This window comes from uncultured Clostridium sp. (assembly GCF_963527835.1).
GTDB lineage: Bacteria > Bacillota > Clostridia > Clostridiales > Clostridiaceae > Clostridium.
The window spans coordinates 13090-36967 of sequence record NZ_CAURTC010000038.1; the positions used below are offsets into that span (position 1 = coordinate 13090).

Sequence of the window (23878 nt, forward strand, 5' to 3'; positions counted from 1 at the left end):
TCTCAACCACAATAGAATTTTTTAAAAAATATCCTCTTAAAATTAAAAAAATTTGATATTGTACTTATACTTTTAGTTGATACACCTATGCTATAATAATATAAAAAATACTTTTAAATTTTTCAATGTGAGGTAAATATGACCACTTTAATAAATAAAGAAATAGATCAATCACTAAATAATATTGAATTTAAACCAATTCATTCTTATAATACAAATATAATAGAAGATGAAATACTTAAAGCTAACAAAGCTGGTTTAATCAATAGTATGATAAATTCCAATTTAGCTTTAATTCCCAAATTAATAGTTAATGATTATTCTAAAGGAAGTAAAGTTTTAAATGAACTAATATCAGAATTAAATAAATGTGAAGAATTCTTTATATCAGTTGCTTTTATAACAAGTAGTGGTATAACTCCACTTCTAGAAACCTTAAAGAATCTAAATAAAAAAGGTATTAAAGGTAAGATTTTAACTACTGACTATCTTAATTTTAGCGAACCTAAAGCATTAAGAAAACTTCTTGAGTTCCCTAATATTGAAATTAAGCTATATAGTAAAGAAAACTTCCATACTAAAGGATATATCTTCAAATATATTGACCATTATAAATTGATTGTTGGGAGCTCAAACTTAACTCAATCTGCATTAACTAAAAATAAAGAATGGAATTTAAAAGTTTCTTCATTAGAAGAAGGTTCTCTAACTGAAGGTGTAATTTCAGAATTCAATGACCTTTGGAATGAAGCTGATGAATTAACTTTAGAATGGATAGATACTTATGAAGATATCTATAAAAAACAAATTGAATATACTAGAAAAAGTACTGTTCCAAGCCTTGCACAATATAAACTAAAACCAAACAAGATGCAGGTCGCTGCAATACAAAGCTTAAATAAACTTAGAGAAAACGGTAAAAATAAAGGACTACTAATTTCTGCTACTGGTACTGGTAAAACTTATTTATCTGCCTTTGAACTTAGAAATTACAATCCCCAAAAAGCCTTATTTATTGTACATAGAGAGCAAATAGCTAAACAAGCCTTGAATAGTTTTATAAATGTATTTGGCGATACAAAAAGTATGGGAATTTTATCTGGTACTAGTAAAGATTTAGATAAAGACTTTATCTTCTGTACTGTCCAAACGTTATCTAAGGATGATGTATTATATGGCTTTACTAAAGATGAATTTGATTATATTGTCATTGATGAAGTTCACAAGGCTGGTGCTAATAGTTATCAAAAAATAGTAGACTACTTTAATCCTAAGTTTCTTTTAGGAATGACAGCTACACCTGAAAGAAGTGATGATTTTGATATATTTAAAATGTTTAACCACAATATTGCCTATGAAATACGTCTTAAGCAAGCGTTAGAAGAAGATTTGCTTTGTCCTTTCCATTATTTTGGTATTTCTGACATTACAATAGATGGATTTCCTCTTAATGAACAATCTGATTTTAGATATTTAGTTGCACAAGAAAGAGTTAAGCATATTATCGATAAAATTAATTTCTATGGTCATTGTGGTGAAAGAGTCAAAGGACTAATATTTTGTAGTAATAAAAAAGAAGCTATTGAACTTTCAAGTATATTTAATGCTCATGGATATAGAACTGTTGCTTTAACTGGTGAAAACTCTCAAAGTGAAAGAGAGAAAGCTATTGAAAGATTAGAACAAGATGAATTAGATAATTGTTTAGATTATATATTCACGGTAGATATTTTTAATGAAGGTGTGGACATCCCTACTGTAAATCAAGTGGTAATGTTAAGACCTACTCAATCTTCAATAGTCTTTGTACAACAATTAGGTAGAGGCCTTAGAAAAAGTAAATTTAAAGAATATGTTGTTATTATAGACTTTGTAGGAAACTACAACAATAACTTTTTAATTCCAATTGCCTTATCAGGAGATAGAACATTTAATAAAGATACCCTAAGAAAATATGTTGTGGAAGGCACTAGACTTATTCCTGGCTGCTCTACTATTAATTTTGATGAAGTATCTAAAAAGAAAATCTTTGAATCAATAGATGTAGCTAATTTCAATGATATTAAGCTAATTAAAGAAAGCTACAATAAACTTAAGCAAAAGATTGGCAAAATCCCAACTTTAAGTGATTTTGATACATATAATTCTATAGATCCATTAAGAATTTTTAACAGCAAGAGTCTAGGTTCTTATTATAAATTCCTAAAAAAATACGAAAAGGAATATAAAATAGAACTTAATAATTCTCAGGAATTATTTATAGAATTTATTTCAAAGAAATTAGCTTCTGGTAAAAGGCCTCATGAGCTTCTTTTAATTGAATCTGCAATAAATAACGAAACTGATTTAGTCAGTAAATTAAAATCAAAATTAAAAGAAACTTATAATTTTGATTTCACGTGCACTACTGAAACTAATGTAATCAATGTTTTAACAAATGAATTTCCAACTGGAACTGGTAAAAAGACATACGCTGAATGTATGTTTGTAGAAAAACAAGGTTTTGATTATGTTATCTCTAAAATCTTTAAAGAACATCTTGAAAATAAATATTTTAAGAATATGGTTCTTGAGCTAATCAAATTTGGTATAGATAGATATAACAAAGATTATAGCAATAGATATATGAATACTTGTTTTCAATTATATCAAAAATATACATATGAAGATGTGTGTAGATTATTAGAATGGGAAAAGGGTGAAGTCGCCCTTAATATTGGTGGATACAAATATGATAAAGTAACTAAGACTTACCCAGTATTTATTAACTATGATAAATCAGAAGATATTACAGATACTATTAATTATGAAGACAGATTTCTATGTGAATCTCAATTAATTGCTATATCAAAATCAGGTAGAACAATCTCTTCTGAAGATATTGTCCAAGCTTATAATTCTGAAAAAGATGGTGTTGAAATGAGCTTATTTGTTAGGAAAAATAAGGATGATAAGATTTCCAAAGAATTCTATTTTCTTGGGAAAATCAAAACTATTGATATACCACATGAATTTACAATGAAAAATACTACAAAAACAGCTGTAGAAATAAAATATCAATTAATTACCCCTGTTAGAGAAGATATTTATGAATACATTACGTCTTAATATATATACTCTTTTGATCCACCTATGCCTTGTGGTGTATAAATAGGTCATTACATCTAATATATACACTCTTTTGATGTAAGAAATAGGAACGTATATAAAAACACAAGTTTAATATTATAATTAAACTTGTGTTTTTTGAGATATATTAAAATAAGCAATTAACAATGAATAATCTTTGTTAATTGCTTATTAAAACGTGGTATATAGACTTTATTATTTATTTTTAAGTTCATTAACTACTAAAATATCTGCTGGAACCCACTTTTGATTATTTAACTCATCAAAAGTAACCCACTTAGCATCATTATGAGCATTTAAATTCAATTTGCCACCAGCTATTTGGCAAAGAAAACAATGCATTGTTAAATGAAAATTTGGATAATCATAATCTATTGTAGTTAAATATTCTAATTCATCTATATCTAACTCTAATTCCTCTTTAATTTCACGATGAAGTGCATCTTCTCTTGATTCCCCTGCTTCAATTTTTCCACCAGGAAATTCCCACATATCGATAAACTCACCGTATCCCCTACGTGTAATAAATATTTTATCTTCTTTCTTAATTATTGCTGCAACTACTTCCACAGTTTTCATATGTATCTCCTCACTTTTTTAAATCATACTTCCACATTTTATCATTATAGCCTTAAGTAAATATATTTTAAAGTGTAAAGTGATCATAAACCTAATTTTAATTATATACTTTTAAAGTTTTTGTATTTACTAAAACAATACAAAATACTTAAAAAAATTCTAAGAATTTATTATTTCATTAAAATCTATATTTAATCCATGTATCTCAATAGTATCTTCTAATACATAAAAAACACTAGTGCTTATTTAATACTGATGTTTTTATGATTTTTTATGTAACCAAACTTTTTACTCATGTAATTCTAAAGGTAGTCCATCTGGATCAAAGAAAAATGTCATTTTCTTATTCGTAAATTCATCTATTCTTATGGGCTCTGTTTCTATGCCCTTTTCATTTAATTCACTTATTATATCTTCTATGCATTCCACTTTAAAGGCTAAATGTCTTAATCCACAGGCTTCTGGTCTTGATACCCTTTTAGGACTATTCTCCATACCAAATATCTCAAGTTCACAGTCTCCGAGCTTTAAATCTAACTTATAATCACCCCTATCAGGTCTATAATTTTCCCTAATTATATTAAAACCTAGCTTATTTACATAAAAATCTTTAGACTTTTCATAATCTGAAACTATTATTGCTATATGGTGAATTGTATTTAAATTCATGTTTTAATCATCTCCTAGCATATTAAATCTATGTCAATATAGTAAACCTAAAAATCTTAATGTGTCCACTATTTTATAAAAAACACCAATACTATTTTGTAAGTATTGATGTTTAAACTGTCCTATATTCTAGAATCTTATGTTAACAAATTTCAATTATAATTATACTTTCATTAATTCATCTACAAATGCTGGTCTTTTTTTATACATTTTAACTAAATCATTTACTATTGTTTCTTTGTTGCTTTTACCTGCTATTTTGTTATATCTTTTAATTATCCTGCATACTTCTTGATAATTTTTTCTATTTGATGAATGGCTTGCTGATAACATTATAAAATTTTTATAAATATCTATAACATCATCTTTAAATTTATGTATTAATTTATCGGCATAAACTTCTATCTGACTAGGATTGCTCTTTAAAAATTCCATTAATTCATCCAAATCATTTTCTTCTAGTATAAGTTTAAGATATATATTACCCCTATTTAAATTTCTATTGTTTTTAATCTCTTTTTTTAAATTATTATAAAATATCACTTCATCTTCTTCAGCTAATTCTTTTAATTTCTTGTAATATTTAAATTCTCCATGAAACAATAATTCTTTAGCTAATGCTTCTTGTTCTTTTTTAAGCCCTAATTCTTCATAGGCTATATACCTCATTTCTTTCCATTTTAATACTAAACCTATATATGTTTTATCTTGTTCCTCTCCACCTAATGCCACATCTATAGCATTATAATAATTTCCTTCGTTCATATATCTATTTATAAGCATTTCTCTGAAATATGTAAACTGAATATTCTTCTTTATAAAACTCTCTATCTCTTCATTTGTAGAATACTTATCTAACATTTGAAAAATTATTTCTAGCATACTTTCATTTGTGTATTTCATATAATCTTTATTAGAACTTTGGTTAATTAAGTCTTCTATTTTTATTTTTAACTTATTTCTAAATTCCTTAACATCGGAAAATTCAACACATATTCTTAATAAATCGACCCTATACTCTTCCCATCCATCAAATACTGTATTATTAACTGCTAATAATAATTTATTAAGCAGGTTCTCTCTTAAGTTTATATCTGAATCATCACTATTAATTATAATTTCTTCTATTAAATCTAAAGTTTCTGTTACTAAATCACCAATTTCACCATTAGAATCATCTGCATATTGAAATGCTTCTATACATTCATACAAAAATAAAAATGCAATATCTAAACTTAATAATATATTTTTCTCACGTCTTACTAATTCTAACAAGTCTTCCATCTCATTTGTAAATGCGCTAACATCTCTATAAGTTATAAATCCTTCTCTTCCTGTGTATTTTCTCACTATAGACTCTATTAAATTTTTAATTCCATCTATTTGTTGTGTATCATCACATTTTGAATATTTAACAATAATACTGTTTTTTAAGGTTTTATCATTTTTAGCTATATTGCATATAATGCTTATCAATTCCTTTTTAGAAAGATCTTTTAATACTTCCTCTATAGGTATTTGCTTTAGAATTGTTTTTCTATATTCATCATCATTACTAACATTATCCAAAATTTCTGCTAATTTAAAATAAGCTGCTACCTCATGTTTACATATTGGTCCAAAATCATATGGACAATCACACTCAGAATATAATATTTCTCCAAACTCATCTATTTTTACTACTACTTCATACTCATCACTACCTTGAATTATAAAAACATACTCATTTTTTCCTTCAGTATAATACTCTGTTATATTATCATCGCAATAATAATCATAACCTCTAGTTAAAATAGTCTTGTTTATATACTCTTCAAAATTTTCTATATTCATATCAGTTTCCCCTTTAGTTCATCTACTATTTTCAAAATTATCTACTCCTATTGGTAGTGGCTTTAAATTCATAACAAACCTCCATTTTTTAACTTATGCATTATAGTAATCAATTGTATTATCTCTATTATATCCAAAAATATCTTATTATTAAACCTAAAACCACAGAATCACTTATGTCACCATATTAAAAATTAAATTCCTTAACTAGCTTGCCTTTTAAAATAGGTTCATCACTCCATTCTATTGGCTCAACTATATCTTCTTCAAAAAATAGTTCTTCAATATCTTCAAACTTTTTCTTAGGTTTCTTAGCTTTTTTCTTCTTATTTGCCTCCTTAGTAGGTGATAAATTAATATTAGAATTTTTATTTACAAGATCGTCATTATTCTTATCTAGATCTTTTTCACTTATCTTTTTAGTTTCTTTTGCTTTATATTCTTGATCTTTCAACTCACTATTTAATTTATCTTTATTGATCTTTTTAGATATTTTTTTAACGTCTTCACAAGTTGCACTCTTTGTCATACCCTCATTATTCATCAAATTTTTCTCATCATTGAATTCTGATTTACAATCTTGTAAGTTTAGATTATTACTTATAATCTCATTATCGTTAAACTCTTTTTTCTCATCTAACTTTTCTACTTTTTCTTTAACCTTAATATTTTGGTGTTTAGCAAAATTTTTCACCCTATAAACATTATCTTGTGTTAATTCAATCATTTCTAAATCCTTAAACACATTTAAAGCTAATTGAACCTTACTAGCACTTCTATTAAATTCTATTGCTAGAGTTTCTGCACTATAAGGAATGCTTTTTGACATATATAACTCTCCTTCTAAATTCACCTTACCCGCTAAAGTTAAAAGCCTAGTCCATATATAATGAATAAGATCCCTTTCCTCCATAGTATCAATTATCTTAAACTTAGTATCACCATACATATCCACTCTTAATTTCACAAATTTTCTTTCTTTCATCTCTAAACCTCTCCTTTTAATATCTAGTGCACATACTTGCACACTTACTTATTTTTAAATTCACATATACTAAATAAAAATTATGTATTTTTAATGTTCTAATTAATATATATGCATTAAAAGAAAAGTTTCTAAGAAAATTTAAAATTTTTTTAAAAAACTGTTGATAAAACATGTTTATCAACAGCCTAAATAAAAAAATTTATATTAATCTACAAATTCAACTGTATTTAGCATACTTTTAAAAGAAGCCATATTTTCATCTGAAATTCTTTCCAGTTCAGAAATAGTAAAAACATATGCAACATTACCCTTATAAAAAACAACATGAAATATTGTTATATACCTATTATTTTTATCTTTTTGAAAATAATGAATAATATCTGCTTTTTTATTATTAAATACCTGTTCTGCTGTTTCTAATTTACTAATACCAAAATCATGTCCTAAACTTAATTTTTCAAGTTCAATGAAATTTTCTTTTGAAAGTCCACCCATATTCACTGCTCCTAAAATTACATTTGATCCTTTATTATCTATATAATGAATCTCCCTGCTATCTTCAACTACTTTTAACCAATTCGAAGGATATACGACTGAAATTTTTTTACTCTGAGTTTCATCATCATAAGCACCATTACTGTTTAAAATAGATCCATCAACAGTTGTATCCTTAGCCATATAACCATTAGGATAAAAATAATACCAAATTCCATCAATTAATCTCCATCCTACTGAATATGAATTTCCCTCACTATACCACCATCCTGTATTATCATTCTTCCATTCTGCACTTGCTCCTATTGGTTTTAGTGCTAATATTGAAGTCACTATTAGTGCACTTGCCATTACTTTCTTTAATCTTATTCTCTTCATTATTTTCCCCCTATAAAAAACTTATACTATAATTGTATAGCAATTCATAAATTTAATAAATATGTTAAATAAATACTAATTAATTGTGATATAATAAATCTAACGTATTGGAGGTGTATTTTATGAATGTTTATGATACATTCAACTATAAATCAGCTTGCTCCTTGCAAGGACTACAACAAAGTAAGCTATGCTTTGTATGGAGCCTAAGCTGTTAATTTAGCTGAAACGCTCATATATCTTAGGTTCTGTAACACATAGCTTTTTTAGTATTCTTTGCTTTAATACTATGATAAATGTTAAGGAGTAAAGAAATGAAATATGCAAAAGCACACGATGTGTTACCAGAGGAAATCGTTAAAATAATACAAGAGTATGTAGACGGAAAATATCTTTATGTACCTAGAAAAAATGAAAATCATAAAGCCTGGGGAGAAAAGAGTGGTATAAAGAGTAGTCTTAAGCTTAGAAATAATGAAATTTATAAAAAATACCTTAATGGGACTACTATTAATGAACTAACTCAAGAATACTATCTGTCTGAAAAAAGTATAAGAAGAATAATAGGTGAAAAAAAGCGTATTTGCTCATAATTATTACAGAATTATTTATTAGATTGAGTTTCTATTTTAAATAATGTTATGATTTCATTGTGGGGATCCACTGAAAGTTATCATTTCTAATTTAAAATATGATTCTTAAGTAAAATTATTGTGAGTATGTAATGTATTTTAAATTTGGATGATTATTGTTACTTTCAGTTGGAGTAATAATAATCATCTTTTTTATTTAAGCCAAAATAAACTTTAAAGTGATGACTTTTTTACTTAAATGAATAATAAAAATAACAGAAAAGAGGTGCTAAATTTTATGAAAGCCTTTATAAAAAGATATGAATATAATTATATAAAAAAATGTTTATTCGATTTAAATAATACTTTCAGAAATTGTGTAGATCCTAATATCGTTGAAACAAACAAAGCATATATACAGGGAAAGATATTACGTCTTTTTACAGATTTATCTGAGGAAGAAGAAAAGCTACTTGATATCAGTAAAATAACTGACCCATTATACATTGAACAGTATTTAAATAAGCTGAAAGAATATGTATATGAAATGCCAAATATAACAAATGCACAAATTAGTAAATTGTTTAGAAAAGAAAAGAAATTAAAAGTACCAGACTTAACTGAGCATGATTCAACGAATGTTTATTTAGGTTGGGTTGATGAGTCAATTAGAAAATTATTTATAGCTTATAATATGAATGGTAAACTTATAGGTATGTCATGTAGACTTCAAAATTATGCTTCTAACAATACTCACATATGTGCCCTTTGCAATCATATAGGTCGTGAAAATGAAGTAGCTTTTGTTTCACCTATATGTAAAACAGATAACGCTAGCAAAGGTGCTTATAAATCCATAGGATTTGATATATGTTTAGATAGCGATAAGTGTAATGAAAGAATTATATCTGTTGAAAAACTAGAGAAAATCTTAAAGACTGTTAACAATATAAAAGAATGATGACTTGCACTTACGTACATTCGGCCCTATAAATAATTTTGTGTAAACTGAATAAAATGAACTCCTTCTTGGAAATAATTAAGATAACAAATTATTACAAGAAGGAGTTTTTTTATATGGGAAATGTGTCGAAAGAATTATTAAGAGAATACATAAAGGAGCAAAATTTTAGTAACGCTAATGAAATTTTAGTTGGACTTAAAGAAATGTTTAGAGACGTTTTACAAGAATCTTTAGAGGCTGAAATGGATGAAGCATTAGGATACGGAAAGTATGATAGTATTGAAAAAAACAATGATAATAGTCGCAATGGATATTCAAAAAAGACTGTGAAAACAGAGCTCGGACCTGTACAGCTAAATATACCAAGAGATAGAAATGGTGATTTTGAACCTAAAATAGTTCCTAAACATCAAAGATCCGTTAACGGTATCGAGGATAAAATATTAGGACTTTATGCAACTGGAATGACAACAAGAGATATATCTGAGCAAATAAGAGCGTTATATGGGGTAGATGTAAGTGCAGAAACTGTATCAAATATAACAAATAGAATATTACCTTTGGTTTCGGAATGGCAAAATAGACTATTAGAAAATACCTATTCCTTTATATTTATGGATGCTATACATTATAAAGTTAGAGAAGATAAACAGATTATAGTTAAAGCAGCCTATGTTGTAATTGGAGTAAATTTAGATGGTGAAAAAGAAGTATTAGGAATATGGATAGGTGCTAATGAAAGCAGTAAATTCTGGTTATCTGTATTAAATGATCTTAAAAATAGAGGTGTTAACGATGTGCTTATATTCTGTGTTGATGGTTTAAACGGCTTCAAAGAAGCTATCGGAGCTACATTTCCATTTGCTAAAATACAAAGATGTATAATACATCAAATAAGGTCTAGTATGAAGTATATTCCTTACAAAGATAGAAAAGCTTTTGTAGCTGATTTAAAAGGAATTTATAAAGCTGTCAATGAAGATGTGGCCATGGAAAATTTAATATCATTGAAAGATAAGTGGTCTAATAAATATCCTAATGCAGTTAAGAGCTGGGAAGATAATTGGGATAATCTAAGTACATTTTTTGCATTCCCAGATAATATAAGAAAAATAATATATACGACCAATGTTATAGAAAGCTTAAATAGTCAATTTAGAAAAGTGACAAAGACTAAACTGATATTTCCTAATGATGATAGTCTGTTAAAGATGCTATATTTAGCCGTTGAACGCGTAGCAAAGAAATGGACCAGAAGTTATTCAGATTGGGATTTAGTTATTAATCAGCTTAAAATTGTATTTAGTAATATTTTAGATAAAACATCATAAGAAAAAGAACTTTAAATTAGGAGATTCCTAAAATTAAAGTTCCTTAAAAATATTTTGCTCATGTATATTATTGCCATCAATTGGAGATAATATACATAAAGCATAAATGATTTAATCTTTATAAATATACATTATTAGACAAAATTAAAGATTGATCTAAATATTTAAGTTATACATTATTTCCAAGAGGAAAATCAGAATACACAAAAATATTTACAGCCTCGTACATTCTGTAAAAGTGAAAAACAAAGAAATAAATTATGAACTAGATTTCTAAGCCTAAAGTACCTTATATCATACTTTAGGCTATTTTCTAATAATCATTTATTTCAACATTCTAATTAATACATTATATAACTATGCTTTTATTAACTTTATTTATTACTTGCTCATATAATCCCTGCGATATTTCATTAAATTCTTTTTTACTAATATTAATTCTACATCATATTTATAGTTATTATTTTTTATAAATTTCTGTTATTATATTTATAACTTCATTTATATTGTTTTTATTATCTTTTACAAACTCAATAACTTCTTCTACAGATGGCTGTTTATATACATGTGCTATTCTGTTTCTATATCTTCTATATTGATTTAAAAAAATATATATTTCTTCACTAATAATATTATTTTCATATAATTTCTTTAGCGATTTTTCCATATCATCACTTATTCTATATAGCTTTAACTCCTTTAAACATAACGATGTAAAACTTTCTATCAAAATAAAATATTCTAAAAAACTTTGTTTCACTGATGATTTAATAAGTTCTTTTATATCTTCATCATCTATAACCTCTAATTTAATTAATGCTTTATCTAAAAGAGATAGTGTTTCTCTAATATTTTTTATAATATCATATAGTCTTTCTCTATTCATCATATATCACATCCCTTTCTCTAAAGAATCTAAATTCCTCATTGTTTCTATATATAATATCTGTTTTATTATAATCCTTTGTGTACAAGTCTAACTCATCATTATATATTAACATTCCAGTATCATATACAGATACTTTAAATCTTAAATCCAATTCCTCATTATTTAAATCGATAATATCTATTTCTCTATTTAACATATTTCTCAATGTTTCTTCTAAATCCATAATATCATTAAGAGTATTTTTTTTCTTACTTAAAATAGCAATATCCACATCTGAATATTCCTGAAAATTAACCGTAACAATACTTCCAAATAAAATAATAGCATTTATGTTTTGTTTTTTAAATAATTCTATACTTTGTACAGATTTTAGAATATTTATAATTTCATCTTTCCCATATAAATCACTACTTTTAGTTAAATTCATATCTACACCTCATATAATTGACTTCTATAGTGTTATTATATACCACTAATGCTGATTTATAAACAAAATTACGGCGGCGCGTATTATACACTCCTTCTTATTCCCACATGCCTTACTAACTGTATTACTAGTTCTTCATTTTTAGTATTGTATACTAATTGATCTGGTTTACAATTTATAAGCTCTTTTCTTGTATTTTTCCCATCCTTTATTGTAATTACACGGTCAGCCATAGAAGTTATCTTGGTATCATGAGTAATTAATATAAGGGTTTGGTTAAACTTACGAGCAGTAAATTTAAGTAACTCAATAACCGCTCTTGTATTTTTATTTCCTGTAGGTTTATCTGCTAATATAATACTTGGCTTATTAATAAGTGCACGACCTATAAGTAATATTAGCAAATTCTTAAAATTTATCTACAAACATCTATAACATTTTTTGAATTTCCAAACATTTTTCTAACTTCAGCAGCTGATAAAAAAACTCTTTTATAACTTTCATCAAATAAAGATTTCAATTTTTTAATATGATAATTAGTTGTATCTGTTAAAGATTGATTTCTTCCAATATTTTTAACACCAGCTGATTCTAATACAGGTTTTATAAGAGTTCTATATTCATTTATGGCTTTTTCAAAACTTTCTGCATTTGAATAATCTACATTTGCAAAAGTATTCATAATTTTTCGTGCATATTCTATATTAGTAGCACCTTGTATATTCTTCATAGAATAAAACTCATTATTCTTGTCTATAACTATAGCTTTTTTAAATGTTTCATCCACTTTTTCCGGCACTGAATTTATAATATTTTCTATTCTTGCAGACATAGTGTCATTAGTATATTAAAACAGTATATTATTTTTATAACTCTTTATATATCGTTCAATATTGCATTAACTTGAATTATATGAATTTTATTCCATATTGTATATATTACTATAATAGTGCATTTTCACTTGAATAATTTTACAGTTGAATAAACAAACAGATTACTACGCTATTTTTAATAATACTCTTTCCTGATAAAGTAGTTTCTTGGTTAAATGATATACCGTTCTCAATATAATATTTTATAAGTTTCACTGCTTCTCTTGCACATTTAATTTGTAAATTATTATCTCTTATCTTGTTTTTAAACAATTGTATATTATTACGTGTTATGGATTTGTATATAAATTGTTTATTATATCAATTAAAACATATGCTACTAAACTTCCTATAATTACGAACATAGCAATCCATAAATAATACATCATTCTAGTTATTTTAAACTTATCTCTAAATAGTTTAAATACTTCATCTTTCTTACCTGCTGTTATACTCATAGCAAATCTTCCTTGTATAAAGTAGTATAATAGCCAGTTTGAACATTCTCTTATAGAATTATATTTATCTTTCTTTGCAAAAAATTCTATATGGTTAGTTTTTTCATTGACATGCACTCTATCTACATCTTTATAATCTATTACATACGTCCTATATATCCTATAAAATGATCCAATTTCAAATATAATGAATTTTCTATCAGTCATAACACATTTAAAACTTGTACCAACATCTCTAAAAGCCAATGGCATTACATAATAATCTGCACTGCTTGAGATAGCTGAAATATATCCTCTTCCATCAGCACTTCCTACAAACTCTTGCTCAACTAATTCTTCAACTTCCAATTCCTCATACATCGCCTGTTTCATTTCTTCTATATTATTTTCTACTATTTTCTCTTTTATGCTTTTCCTTCTATCAGCTATTCTCCCCAAAAAGTTCATTCCCTTATTTTCAAATTTTTGAACTTCTTCATCACTATATTCTTCATACATTAAATCATCTAAGTTAAGTTCAATATAATTACTCATAATACTCCTCCATCAACTTTCTTAGTTTTGTTTTACCTCTTGAAATTCTAGTGTAAATACTTCCTTTTTCAATCCCTAATTTATTTGATATATACTCAATATCCCTCTCTTCTATAAATCTTAATTTAAATATATCTCTATCCATATCACCTAGTCTTTCAATGGCCTTTAGAAGTTCATCTTTTTCCTCTTCTTTTATAATGTGATTTTCAATATTAATTTCATCTTCTATTTTTTCATTATTAATCTCTAAATTTTCTCTCTTCTTTCTAAGATAATCTAATGCTTTAAACTTACATACTGATATAATCCAATTTCTTAAGCTTCCCTTTACTGCTTCAAACAATTCAATTTTGTACCAAACAGTAATCAGAACATCATCAAAGCACTCATCAATACTTTCATTCATATTATTAGGTGCTAGTACAGATGAAATAACTCCATAACAAAGCTTGCCATATTCATCAATAAGCATATTTAAACCTTCATTTTTTCGTTCTTTAATCTTATTAATAAGCTTGTCATCTAGCATAAATATCTCCCCCCCTTAAGCTTTCTTATCCTCTATACGTACCAATGCTATATCTTCTTACAATATATTTTAAATTTATCAAATTTTTATAAAAATAAATCTTAAAGTTATTAATCATTCCATTTATATTAAAAGCTATTATAAATAATAAATGTATTGTAAAAAAATAGTGATAACACCAAGTTTATTTTGACGCTATCACCTTTAAACTATTTAGAACATTTATTATATGAATCAATCTTATAAAATTATTATCCGCTCGATTAAAAGTTAAATATACATATACAAAAAATTAAACATTACAATTTTTTTGTATATATTACCTTCCCCTCATTGTCTATATGATTTATTAATTTCTTATTTGAAATTGAAGAATATTGTATAACATCAAAAAAATAAGGTAGTGGATAAACTTCATTTAAATAATCATCTAATCTAAAAATAGTTTTATTCGTTACATTTTTACCTATTATAGCTATATCCACATCTGAACCTTTTTTATAATTTCCCATAGCCCTACTTCCAAATATTATTGCTTTTTCTATCTCTTGAAATTTCTCTAAAGCTTCATATATATACTTTATGTCTCTTTCTAATAATCCAAACATTTTACAATTCCTCTACTAATCTATTATACATTTTATCCAATTCAGGTAAGTAAGATATCAATATTTCCTTAGTCATTTTATTAGCTAATTCTTCATCATAAGTATGTGTTGTTAAGTTTCTATTTGATAACGCATCTATCCATATATGTCCATTATCTATCAATCCTATTTGAAATGCTTGCTTTACAGTTTCTCTAGGGCTTTTAACCATATATCCTTCAGATTCTAAGTAATCTTTTAAAACTTTCCATGCAAGTTCAAATGTCATTTCAAAAAATTGTATTATCCCAGCTCTTTCAAGTTCAGTTGTTATAGGCTTATTAGAATATTTTTTTAATAATTTATATGATTTATCGAAATTTTCAAATCTTTGCTTCCATCTAATTTCTTTTAAGTTATCCATTTTACACCTCTTTAATTATTTTCATACCTCTATTATATCCAAAAATATCTTATTATTAAACCATAACTCCTAGAATCACTTATATATTGATGATAATAAATAAATCATTATCAATTACTTATGTTTATAAAAGATGTTAAAAATGCTAATAAAACTTAAAACTAATTAAGCTCTATTAGCATTTTTCTTAATCTCTCAGATGTTTCATTGAATTTATATTATTTATATATATTCCACAAATTCTATTCTTTAACTTTTATTACACAGTCTTTTCTATAAAATGAAATACCATACTTTATTATGTTTTCATATCCTTCTTCTTTAAGTTCTTCTTCGTAATTTTTTGCATCAATTTGTGCTAATGCTTCATCACATTTCTTAAAAATATCTTTAGGTTTATCACATACTTTAAGTTCTAATATGACGCATGGCTCAAATATTGAAAGTGATTTTATGAATATATCACTTCTGCCATCTCCGGCTTCTCTATTAGACTTTACTAAAAAGTCATGCATATTAGCCAATACCCCAAGAGTAAATCCATGATAGAAATTTTCATAAGCATCATTAAAACTTATAGTTTGTCTAAGCATTGCATTTAATTCTTTTTGGAAGGTTTGAGCATCTTTATTAAAAATAGCACTATACATTGTAGCTAAATCTTTTACTTTAACTTTATCATGAAACCACTTTAATATTTTATTTTTAAAAATATACTTAACTTCTTTATTAGGTATTTTAAGGGTTATATAGTGATTATCTTCTTCATCCATTCTTTCACTTACTTTTTTGAAGTAACCAGTAAAGAACATAAAATTCCACAAATTATCCATACTATCATACATTTCATTATAAGTTATATCTTCATGAACCTTTTTTTCTATAGTTTTCCCCTCAATTAATGACTCTATTTCACGTTTTGTTACACTATCAGCTCTTTCAATTAAACTTCTAACGATGCTGTTTGAACTTGTATTTGCCCAATAAGATGATGGAAATACGTTATTGTTAATTTTTAAATCTTTTACAAATCGTACAGCGCTCCAGGGATTATAAACTTCAGCATCACCAAAAATATAGCCATTATACCATTCTTTTATTAATGCTCCCTTATCTCTTAAATTATAATCTTCAAGCATTTTATTTATATCTTCTTGAGTAAATCCAAAGTATTCATCATATGATTTATTTAAAATTGATATAATTTCTAAATTGTTAAGTCCTGTAAATATACTTTCTCTACTAATTCTTAAACAACCTGTTATTACAGAAAACTCTAAAGAAGAATTTGTTTTTAAAGCTGATTCAAAAAGTGATCTTAAAAATGCTATCATTTTATCATAAAAGCCCTCAAAGAACGCATTTTCAAGAGGTACATCATATTCATCAATAAGTATTATTACTTTTTTGTTATGATACTTTTCTAAACATTGACTAAGAAAAAATATTGAGTCAGTGTAATCTCCTTCACCGCCTTCTTCCTTTAAGATTTTTAAAAACCTTTCTTTTTCATTTTTTAAATCTTCACTTTTTAATATATATTCATGTCTCTTATATTCTTCTGCTATTCTTCTTGCAATAGAAATATACGCTAATTCAAAATTAGGTTGCTTTGCAGATTTCAAAGAAAGATTAATTACAGGATACTGTCCCATATGAGAAGTATACTCTTCTCCTGCTTTTATTATATTTAGATTCTCAAAAAGATAAGAATTATTTTCTTCTCTCTTTTCAAAATAATATTGAAGCATACTCATATTTAAAGTTTTTCCGAATCTTCTTGGTCTTGTAAATAAATTCACGTCTGCTTTATTGTCTAGTAAGTCTTTTATTAATAATGTTTTATCTATATAATAATAATCTCTCGTTATTAATTTTTCAAAATTATCTACTCCTATTGGTAGTGCCTTTAAATTCATAACAAACCTCCATTTTTTAACTTATACATTATAGTAATCAATTGTATTATCTCTATTATATCCAAAAGCTTCTTATTATTAAACCTAAAACCATAGAATGTGCTATGTCACAATATTAAAAAATCAAACACCTTAACTATTTCCTCTTTAAAACTGCACTAAAAATGCTAATAAAACTTAAACTTAATTAAGCTTTATTAGCATTTTTTCTTAATTTATAAGCAAATTCAATCTTTATTTAATTAATCCAATAGCCACACCAAGAATACTACATTGATCTTCTTCAAGCATAATTGGTTCATAATCATCATTTTCAGGCATTAAAAGGATTTTTCCTCCAATTGTTTTATAAGTTTTTAATGTACAATTCCCTTCAATATCAACTGCAACTATCTCTCCGATATCAGCTGAATTTTGTTTATTTATAACAACATAATCTCCATCATTTATATTCTTATTTATCATTGAATCACCTTTAATCTTAAGAATATATACATCTTTAAAATTACCAAGCCATTCTGTTGGCAAATAATATTTCCCTTGTATACTATCATTAATTAATATAGGTACTCCAGCTGCTATCTCATTAAATATTGGAACAGATCTTACATTATCTACTTTTATTTCACATCCATTTTCCTCTATATATAATTCACCTATTGCTGAAGAATCTTTTATAAATTTATGACTTATATCTCTTTTGAAATCTATATATTCAATAGTTTCTAATTCTAATGGAAACATTGAAGAATTGAACTTAGGTATATCATCTACTTCTTCTAACTCCTTATTTATTATAACTATCTCATTTCCATCAGTTGCTATTCCATATTGGGTACTTGGAGTATTAGCCATATAACTCTTTAGTTGTGATAATGCATCCTTTATACCACTTCCCCAACTTTTTACCTCTATCAATATATATGGACCTTTAGTGTTATTCCTATAAATATCAACTGCAATGTCTGCAAATTTAATTTGAGATCCTATATTTACTTTTTGCTCTATAGTAAATAAGTTTGTAGGATACCCATAAGTATCTCTCAATTCTCGAAGTACCCATTGTCTTATTTTTTCTTCTCTAGAATATATATCTGAAATCTCTTCTTTAAACAAATAGTCTTCTAAACTTATTGAAGAAATTCTTTTCATATAGCAATTACTTTCTATTCTTAAATATTTATAATCTATATCTTTAATAAATTTAGATGGTATACCATCTGATGTTATAAATAATTTTTCTGTAGCTCTTGTCATCCCAACATAAAGTAATTTTCTTTCTCTAGACTCTAACATGTCCATATCCTCTTCTTCATTCTTAACTGGACATAAAGGCATTACTTTAGAATTTAAACCAGCAATTATAACAACTTTAAATTCAAGACCTTTAATAGAATGCATAGTTACAAGTTTTACACTTTCATTTGAAAAATCAAATTCATTGTTTTTATCAAATATAGAACATGGAATATTGTGCTTTTCTAAAATTTCTTTAATTCCTTTTAATTGATTTTTTACTCTTGAAATTATAACAATGTCTTTAAGGTTATACCTTTTCATTAAAGTTCTAGTTATTAAATTAGATATATATGATGCTTCTTCACTTGAATTTTTAAAGTTTCTGTATACTGGATATTCTCCCTGCTTGTCTATTAAATTAGGCTTAACAAAATTATCATCTTGAATCAAATCTTCATCACTATTAATCAAACTAAAAGCAGCTTGTGCTATCTGTGTAGTTGTCCTATAATTTTTGCTTAAGGAATTAGACTTTCCTTTCATATCATATCCCAAACTTGTAAATGAACGATTTTTAACAAGCCAAGCTTGAGGATATATGCTTTGAGCTACATCCGAAATGAATGTTATACTTGAGTATTCTTTTTCATTATATAACGCTTTTAAGAATTGTAATTGAACTCTTGTTAAATCTTGACTTTCATCTATTAAAATATGCGTATATTTATCAATAGGATATTTCTTAGCTTGAGCTAATGCAATCAAAGCCATATCTTGAAAATCCACTTTATTTATCTTCTTTAAATTTTTATTATATCTTAATAAAACTTCAAATATGGCATTTCGTTGCTTAGAATTTTTCCTAAGTTTTTGTGGCCCATCATTATTAAGTTTTCTGACTCTCCCTATTCTATCAACAGATTGATATTCTTCAAGCTCCATATAATTACAAGATTTTATCCACATAATTTCTTCTTTTATAAATTGAAAATATTTCTGATTAATGATTTTAATATCCCCAAAACTCTTGCTAACAAAGTTTATTGCATCAATTAATTGATCTTGACATTCTTTTTGAAATGCGATTTCTAAATTAACGTTATTATATTTTTTATATTGATTAAAATACTTAAACATTATTGAATCTATTGTTTTAATATATAACTTATTACTATTACCTTCATCAAATATATTAATTTGATCATTAATATCATCTTTAACGTTATCATATATAAATGAGACGTATTTTTGAAGTGATTTATTATAAGTTGCCATAAGAACTCTATCATCTTCAGAGGGACAATAGTGCCTTAATAGCAATGGCATTTTATTTACAGCTACAGTAGTTTTACCTGAACCTGCTACACCTTTTATTAAAGAATGACCATTAGGTTTACTCTGAATTATTCTTTTCTGCTCTACATTAAGTTGCATTTCACCCTCCATTACATAATTTATCATATTTTATACTTTTATAATAATTGTACTATATTATGTAATTATATGTAAAGTTTTGGAGTATTATGAATAGGAATTAATTTAAATATAAAAAACAATCAATATACTTTTTAAAAGCTATTGATTGTCTCTTATTTGTTCACTACTTAACTAAATTAATCTTACTTATAAGTTGATAATATAATGCTTTTATTCTATATATACGGTGGGGATATTTTTTGTATCTATTTTTCTCCTCATGAGGTGTGTGTATTTACTTAATTCTAAAGCATAATATCATACCTTTTACTGCATTATATCAACTTTTAAAAATCTTGCTTTAATAGAACTAAAAACGTATTTATGCTTATAATAAAATAAATTACATTTTTATACAGCTTGTACGTTAGTGGCAAATTTGTGGCATTTTTATTCTCTGCCACTAAACTTTATATTATTTCATTAATTATAATATTCTTGGGTATGAAAATACTATTAATTTTTATAATCCTATATAAGTATACTGTCACCTTGTCACTCAGTCTCAAACATAGTAATGTAGCCAGTTTACAGTAGACAGATTATGTTGTCAATCACTTGCCATTATATAATATATATTGCTATTCATTAATCATGGGGGAGATGCATTTTTTCTAGCCACTCCCCCATAGAACATAAGGTACAGTGTTAGTTGTATTTTTTGCTGAAATGAATCTTTTTTCGAATTATATTTCATAGTTAATTTAATCCAAAATTCATTAACTTTAATAATTCTTTCAATTCATAATTATTGTTATTCAATAATTCTTTTAAATTCTTGTCAATTCTATCAGTATTTTTAAAATTATCTCTATATTTGCAGTATGCATAAATCCAAAAAGTTTGCAAAGTAGATTTTATTATATTATATATAAATAATTCATCATCATACAATTTTTTCAAATAATCCTCAAACGCAAATTGAAGACTCAAAGCTTCTCTCAAATTTCTTTTTAAATCCAACTTTACTAATGATACATATTTTATTAATAATAGGCTTGAATTGCATTTATTTGATTTTGAAATTTCTTTATTTACATAGCGTTCATTAATTATATTCTGATTAATTATTTCACTAATTATTAATATATCATCCTCTTTAATATAATTTTGCTTTTTTATTAATTCAACTATTTTTATAGAATCATTAATATAACTTGCATCATTCATAATATATTTTTTCAATACATTAAATATTGATGGTATTATGAAAAACTTAAATATATCATTACCTATATTAAACAAAGTATCCTCTTTCATCTCTTTATTCATACTAAAATATATATTTTCACTTTGGCTAATGGTTAAATCATAACTCTTATCATAATTGCCATTCATTATCTCATATTTTAACAGATTTCTCTCAATTACACCCTTTATTCCGTTTTTTAAATTATATAAGCTAGCACTTTTATTATAATATATTTTTGCTTCATTATATTTTTTTAATACTTCTGCTATTGAAGCTAAATGAGAATAGATTAATGCGAATTTATTTGTATCATACATAAGGGCTTTTTTTCCATCATCATTAATAAATATTCCTCTAAATGGTTCTACATATGGACTTCCATCAGAACCTTTTATTGGGGCTTTTCCTCTAGTCAAAATACTTGAATAATATCCAGTACAGTGCCCTAAACACAAAACTAAACTTTTTGCTTCATTATTTAATTCTTCAGAATTATATTCTTCTATTAAATCTATATATTCTTTTATTTTTTCATACATGCTATTGTTATCTTTTTCAAACCAATATTCTATAATTTGCTCCCCTAAATTTTTCAACTTTTCTATATATGGCAACTGATTTTTATCAATTAATCTAGATGCATATTCTAATTCCTCTAATGCTAATTCATGTTCATTATATTTCGATTTAATAATACTATATTGAGTCAAATAATCTATTTTTTCTAATTCAAAACCTTCAAAATCTAAAGAGAGATTATTTAAATATAATTGAGCTCTTTCCGCATTCTTTGCTATAGAAAATTGTCTTCCAATTACATCCCGTATTAGAAATTCTACTGGTCTTTCTTTACATAAATCACTTTCTAAAAGCTCTTTTGCTATAATTTCTGCTTTATCTATATTATTTAAATATTCTCCATATAGAATTATCTGACACTTTTTGTTATTAATAAAAAACCACTTATTATCCTTAAAAACACTTCTATCTTCTAAACTTTCTAATTCTTTAAGTGCATTATTAAAATTCTTTCCTCCTTCTAGCTCATTTAGCCATATTTTACTACATATTGCTAATGACATATCATATAAATCTTGATCACTTAAAGAATTAAACTCTTCTTTTTGCTTATCATTCATTGCATTATAAATTAAAAAAAATATTTGTCGCTCTTCTTTTGTTTTTATATTTGCTGAACACAAAAATAATATTTTTTCTACACCTAACTGTTCATCTATATCAATTACCTCTCTGTACTCTTCAAAAATATTAAAAGTATTATTATCCATTAATATTTTTAAATACTTCATTGATAATTTTACATTCTTCAAAGAATAATGTACTGATAAAAATAATATAACTATTAGTTTATTGTTACATCCAATATTAATTATATCTTTTATATAACCATCTAATCTGATAAATAGATGGTTATTATTTTTTTCAAATTTATCACAACATATTATTTGAAGCACACAAATCAAAAGCTTAATTTCAATATTCATATTTTGTGGACATTCCAATTCATTCCACAAATCAAGTATATGCCAATAATCATCATCTATATTTGACTCTTTCAAACTGTGCAGTGCGTTGCACAATAATAACCCAGCTTGATTGTTTTCCTCAGCTTTTACTAAATGTATAAATGTTCTATTAAAATTAATATAATCTAATGTCTTAGTAACATCAAATATACTTTTTACTATTATTCTATGTATTTCTATCTGAATTTCATGATCTAAATTTTTCTCTGCAACTTTATCTAAAAGAGATACATTACAATAAATTTGATCATCCTTTTTAATCCAACCTCCTAATTTTCTTATTTTTTCATTTACATGCACTACATTAGGAGTAATTTGAGCTATTTTTTCTATTAATTGAAAGTTATATGGAAAACTAATTAAAGCAACTCTATACAACAATTCTTTTGCGTCTTCATCTTCAATTAAATCCATGATTCTATCTTGAATATCTTCTTGTAAATCATTAGTAAATTTCAATTTAAATATTTCTCCAAGTTTATTCATTATACTCCAATCATTATTTTTTAAATACTCAAATAATGCGTAAACTAAAGAAGGTTTTCCACCTGTAATAGCATAAATTAAATTTACATGAATATCATTATAATCGAGTGTATAATTTTTAAGCATTTTAATTATATCATTCTTATTTAAGTTTTTACTTTCTTGTAACAAAACATTAATTCCTTTTAGTTCAAATTTTAAATTTTTTATATTATTAACACTTATGATTATTACTTTCACATCATATCTCTTACATGTATTAATCAGTGAACATATGAAACTAAAAGATTTATCACTTTTTCTTATGATGAATTGTATAATCAAGTGCGACATTAAAAAAAAAGCCCATATTTGAACT

19 protein-coding genes and 1 pseudogene are annotated in these 23878 nt (G+C 25.5%); 4 read left to right on the forward strand and 16 right to left on the reverse strand.

Going from position 1 to position 23878, the window contains the following annotated elements; genetic code table 11:
- The first annotated feature begins 138 nt into the window (after positions 1 to 138).
- The gene (locus RYM86_RS15115) at positions 139 to 3108 is read left to right on the forward strand and encodes a DEAD/DEAH box helicase (RefSeq protein ID WP_315081516.1); all 2970 of its coding nucleotides are present in this window, start codon (positions 139 to 141) and stop codon (positions 3106 to 3108) included.
- 216 nt (positions 3109 to 3324) lie between these two features.
- Here the strand turns inward: RYM86_RS15115 and mutT are convergent, their stop codons facing one another.
- From mutT to RYM86_RS15140, 5 genes are all read right to left on the reverse strand, one after another.
- Positions 3325 to 3708, reverse strand: a complete 384-nt coding sequence (mutT, locus tag RYM86_RS15120; RefSeq protein ID WP_315081518.1) for an 8-oxo-dGTP diphosphatase MutT — start codon at positions 3706 to 3708, stop codon at positions 3325 to 3327.
- Between the two features lie 288 nt (positions 3709 to 3996).
- Positions 3997 to 4377 (reverse strand): VOC family protein, encoded by a 381-nt coding sequence (locus RYM86_RS15125; RefSeq protein WP_315081520.1) that lies wholly within the window; start codon positions 4375 to 4377, stop codon positions 3997 to 3999.
- A 162-nt stretch (positions 4378 to 4539) separates the two neighbouring features.
- Positions 4540 to 6210, reverse strand: coding sequence for a hypothetical protein (locus tag RYM86_RS15130; RefSeq protein WP_315081521.1), 1671 nt, complete (start codon positions 6208 to 6210; stop codon positions 4540 to 4542).
- 187 nt (positions 6211 to 6397) lie between these two features.
- Positions 6398 to 7195 (reverse strand): phage replisome organizer N-terminal domain-containing protein, encoded by a 798-nt coding sequence (locus RYM86_RS15135; protein WP_315081523.1) that lies wholly within the window; start codon positions 7193 to 7195, stop codon positions 6398 to 6400.
- A gap of 207 nt (positions 7196 to 7402) precedes the next feature.
- Positions 7403 to 8071: a cell wall-binding protein gene (locus tag RYM86_RS15140; protein ID WP_315081524.1), complete on the reverse strand. Its 669-nt coding sequence runs from the start codon at positions 8069 to 8071 to the stop codon at positions 7403 to 7405.
- A 314-nt stretch (positions 8072 to 8385) separates the two neighbouring features.
- Here RYM86_RS15140 and RYM86_RS15145 point away from each other — a divergent pair, with 314 nt between their 5' ends.
- The 3 genes from RYM86_RS15145 (at position 8386) to RYM86_RS15155 (ending at position 10938) form a co-directional block, all read left to right on the forward strand.
- On the forward strand, positions 8386 to 8664 hold the full coding sequence (locus tag RYM86_RS15145; RefSeq protein WP_012425349.1) for a CD3324 family protein: 279 nt from the start codon (positions 8386 to 8388) through the stop codon (positions 8662 to 8664).
- Positions 8665 to 8941: 277 nt separating this feature from the next.
- Entirely contained in the window at positions 8942 to 9604 is a 663-nt protein-coding gene (locus RYM86_RS15150; RefSeq protein WP_315081525.1) for a FusB/FusC family EF-G-binding protein, read from the forward strand.
- A gap of 116 nt (positions 9605 to 9720) precedes the next feature.
- On the forward strand, positions 9721 to 10938 hold the full coding sequence (locus RYM86_RS15155) for an IS256 family transposase (protein ID WP_315081527.1): 1218 nt from the start codon (positions 9721 to 9723) through the stop codon (positions 10936 to 10938).
- A gap of 460 nt (positions 10939 to 11398) precedes the next feature.
- Here RYM86_RS15155 and RYM86_RS15160 read toward each other — a convergent pair whose 3' ends face one another.
- The 11 genes and pseudogenes from RYM86_RS15160 to RYM86_RS15210 form a co-directional block, all read right to left on the reverse strand.
- Entirely contained in the window at positions 11399 to 11827 is a 429-nt protein-coding gene (locus tag RYM86_RS15160; protein ID WP_315081529.1) for a HepT-like ribonuclease domain-containing protein, read from the reverse strand.
- Complete coding sequence (locus RYM86_RS15165) at positions 11817 to 12254, reverse strand: type VII toxin-antitoxin system MntA family adenylyltransferase antitoxin (protein ID WP_315081530.1); 438 nt, start codon at positions 12252 to 12254, stop codon at positions 11817 to 11819. The genes RYM86_RS15160 and RYM86_RS15165 overlap by 11 nt, the downstream gene beginning before the upstream one ends.
- A gap of 83 nt (positions 12255 to 12337) precedes the next feature.
- Positions 12338 to 12643: pseudogene (locus RYM86_RS15170) on the reverse strand (hypothetical protein); the annotation flags it as partial.
- Positions 12644 to 12669: 26 nt separating this feature from the next.
- Complete coding sequence (locus RYM86_RS15175) at positions 12670 to 13086, reverse strand: hypothetical protein (RefSeq protein WP_315081532.1); 417 nt, start codon at positions 13084 to 13086, stop codon at positions 12670 to 12672.
- A gap of 330 nt (positions 13087 to 13416) precedes the next feature.
- Positions 13417 to 14118 (reverse strand): hypothetical protein, encoded by a 702-nt coding sequence (locus tag RYM86_RS15180; protein WP_315081534.1) that lies wholly within the window; start codon positions 14116 to 14118, stop codon positions 13417 to 13419.
- Positions 14111 to 14650, reverse strand: coding sequence for a sigma-70 family RNA polymerase sigma factor (locus RYM86_RS15185; RefSeq protein ID WP_315081535.1), 540 nt, complete (start codon positions 14648 to 14650; stop codon positions 14111 to 14113). Before RYM86_RS15185 ends, RYM86_RS15180 begins: the two co-directional genes overlap by 8 nt.
- A gap of 299 nt (positions 14651 to 14949) precedes the next feature.
- Positions 14950 to 15258, reverse strand: coding sequence for a nucleotidyltransferase domain-containing protein (locus RYM86_RS15190; RefSeq protein ID WP_315081537.1), 309 nt, complete (start codon positions 15256 to 15258; stop codon positions 14950 to 14952).
- A gap of 1 nt (position 15259) precedes the next feature.
- Positions 15260 to 15661: a nucleotidyltransferase substrate binding protein gene (locus tag RYM86_RS15195; RefSeq protein ID WP_315081538.1), complete on the reverse strand. Its 402-nt coding sequence runs from the start codon at positions 15659 to 15661 to the stop codon at positions 15260 to 15262.
- Positions 15662 to 15903: 242 nt separating this feature from the next.
- On the reverse strand, positions 15904 to 17580 hold the full coding sequence (locus tag RYM86_RS15200) for an AAA family ATPase (protein WP_315081540.1): 1677 nt from the start codon (positions 17578 to 17580) through the stop codon (positions 15904 to 15906).
- 234 nt (positions 17581 to 17814) lie between these two features.
- Positions 17815 to 20253, reverse strand: a complete 2439-nt coding sequence (locus RYM86_RS15205; RefSeq protein WP_315081541.1) for a S24 family peptidase — start codon at positions 20251 to 20253, stop codon at positions 17815 to 17817.
- Between the two features lie 741 nt (positions 20254 to 20994).
- Positions 20995 to 23760 (reverse strand): serine protease, encoded by a 2766-nt coding sequence (locus RYM86_RS15210; protein WP_315081542.1) that lies wholly within the window; start codon positions 23758 to 23760, stop codon positions 20995 to 20997.
- Positions 23761 to 23878: the final 118 nt, after the last annotated feature.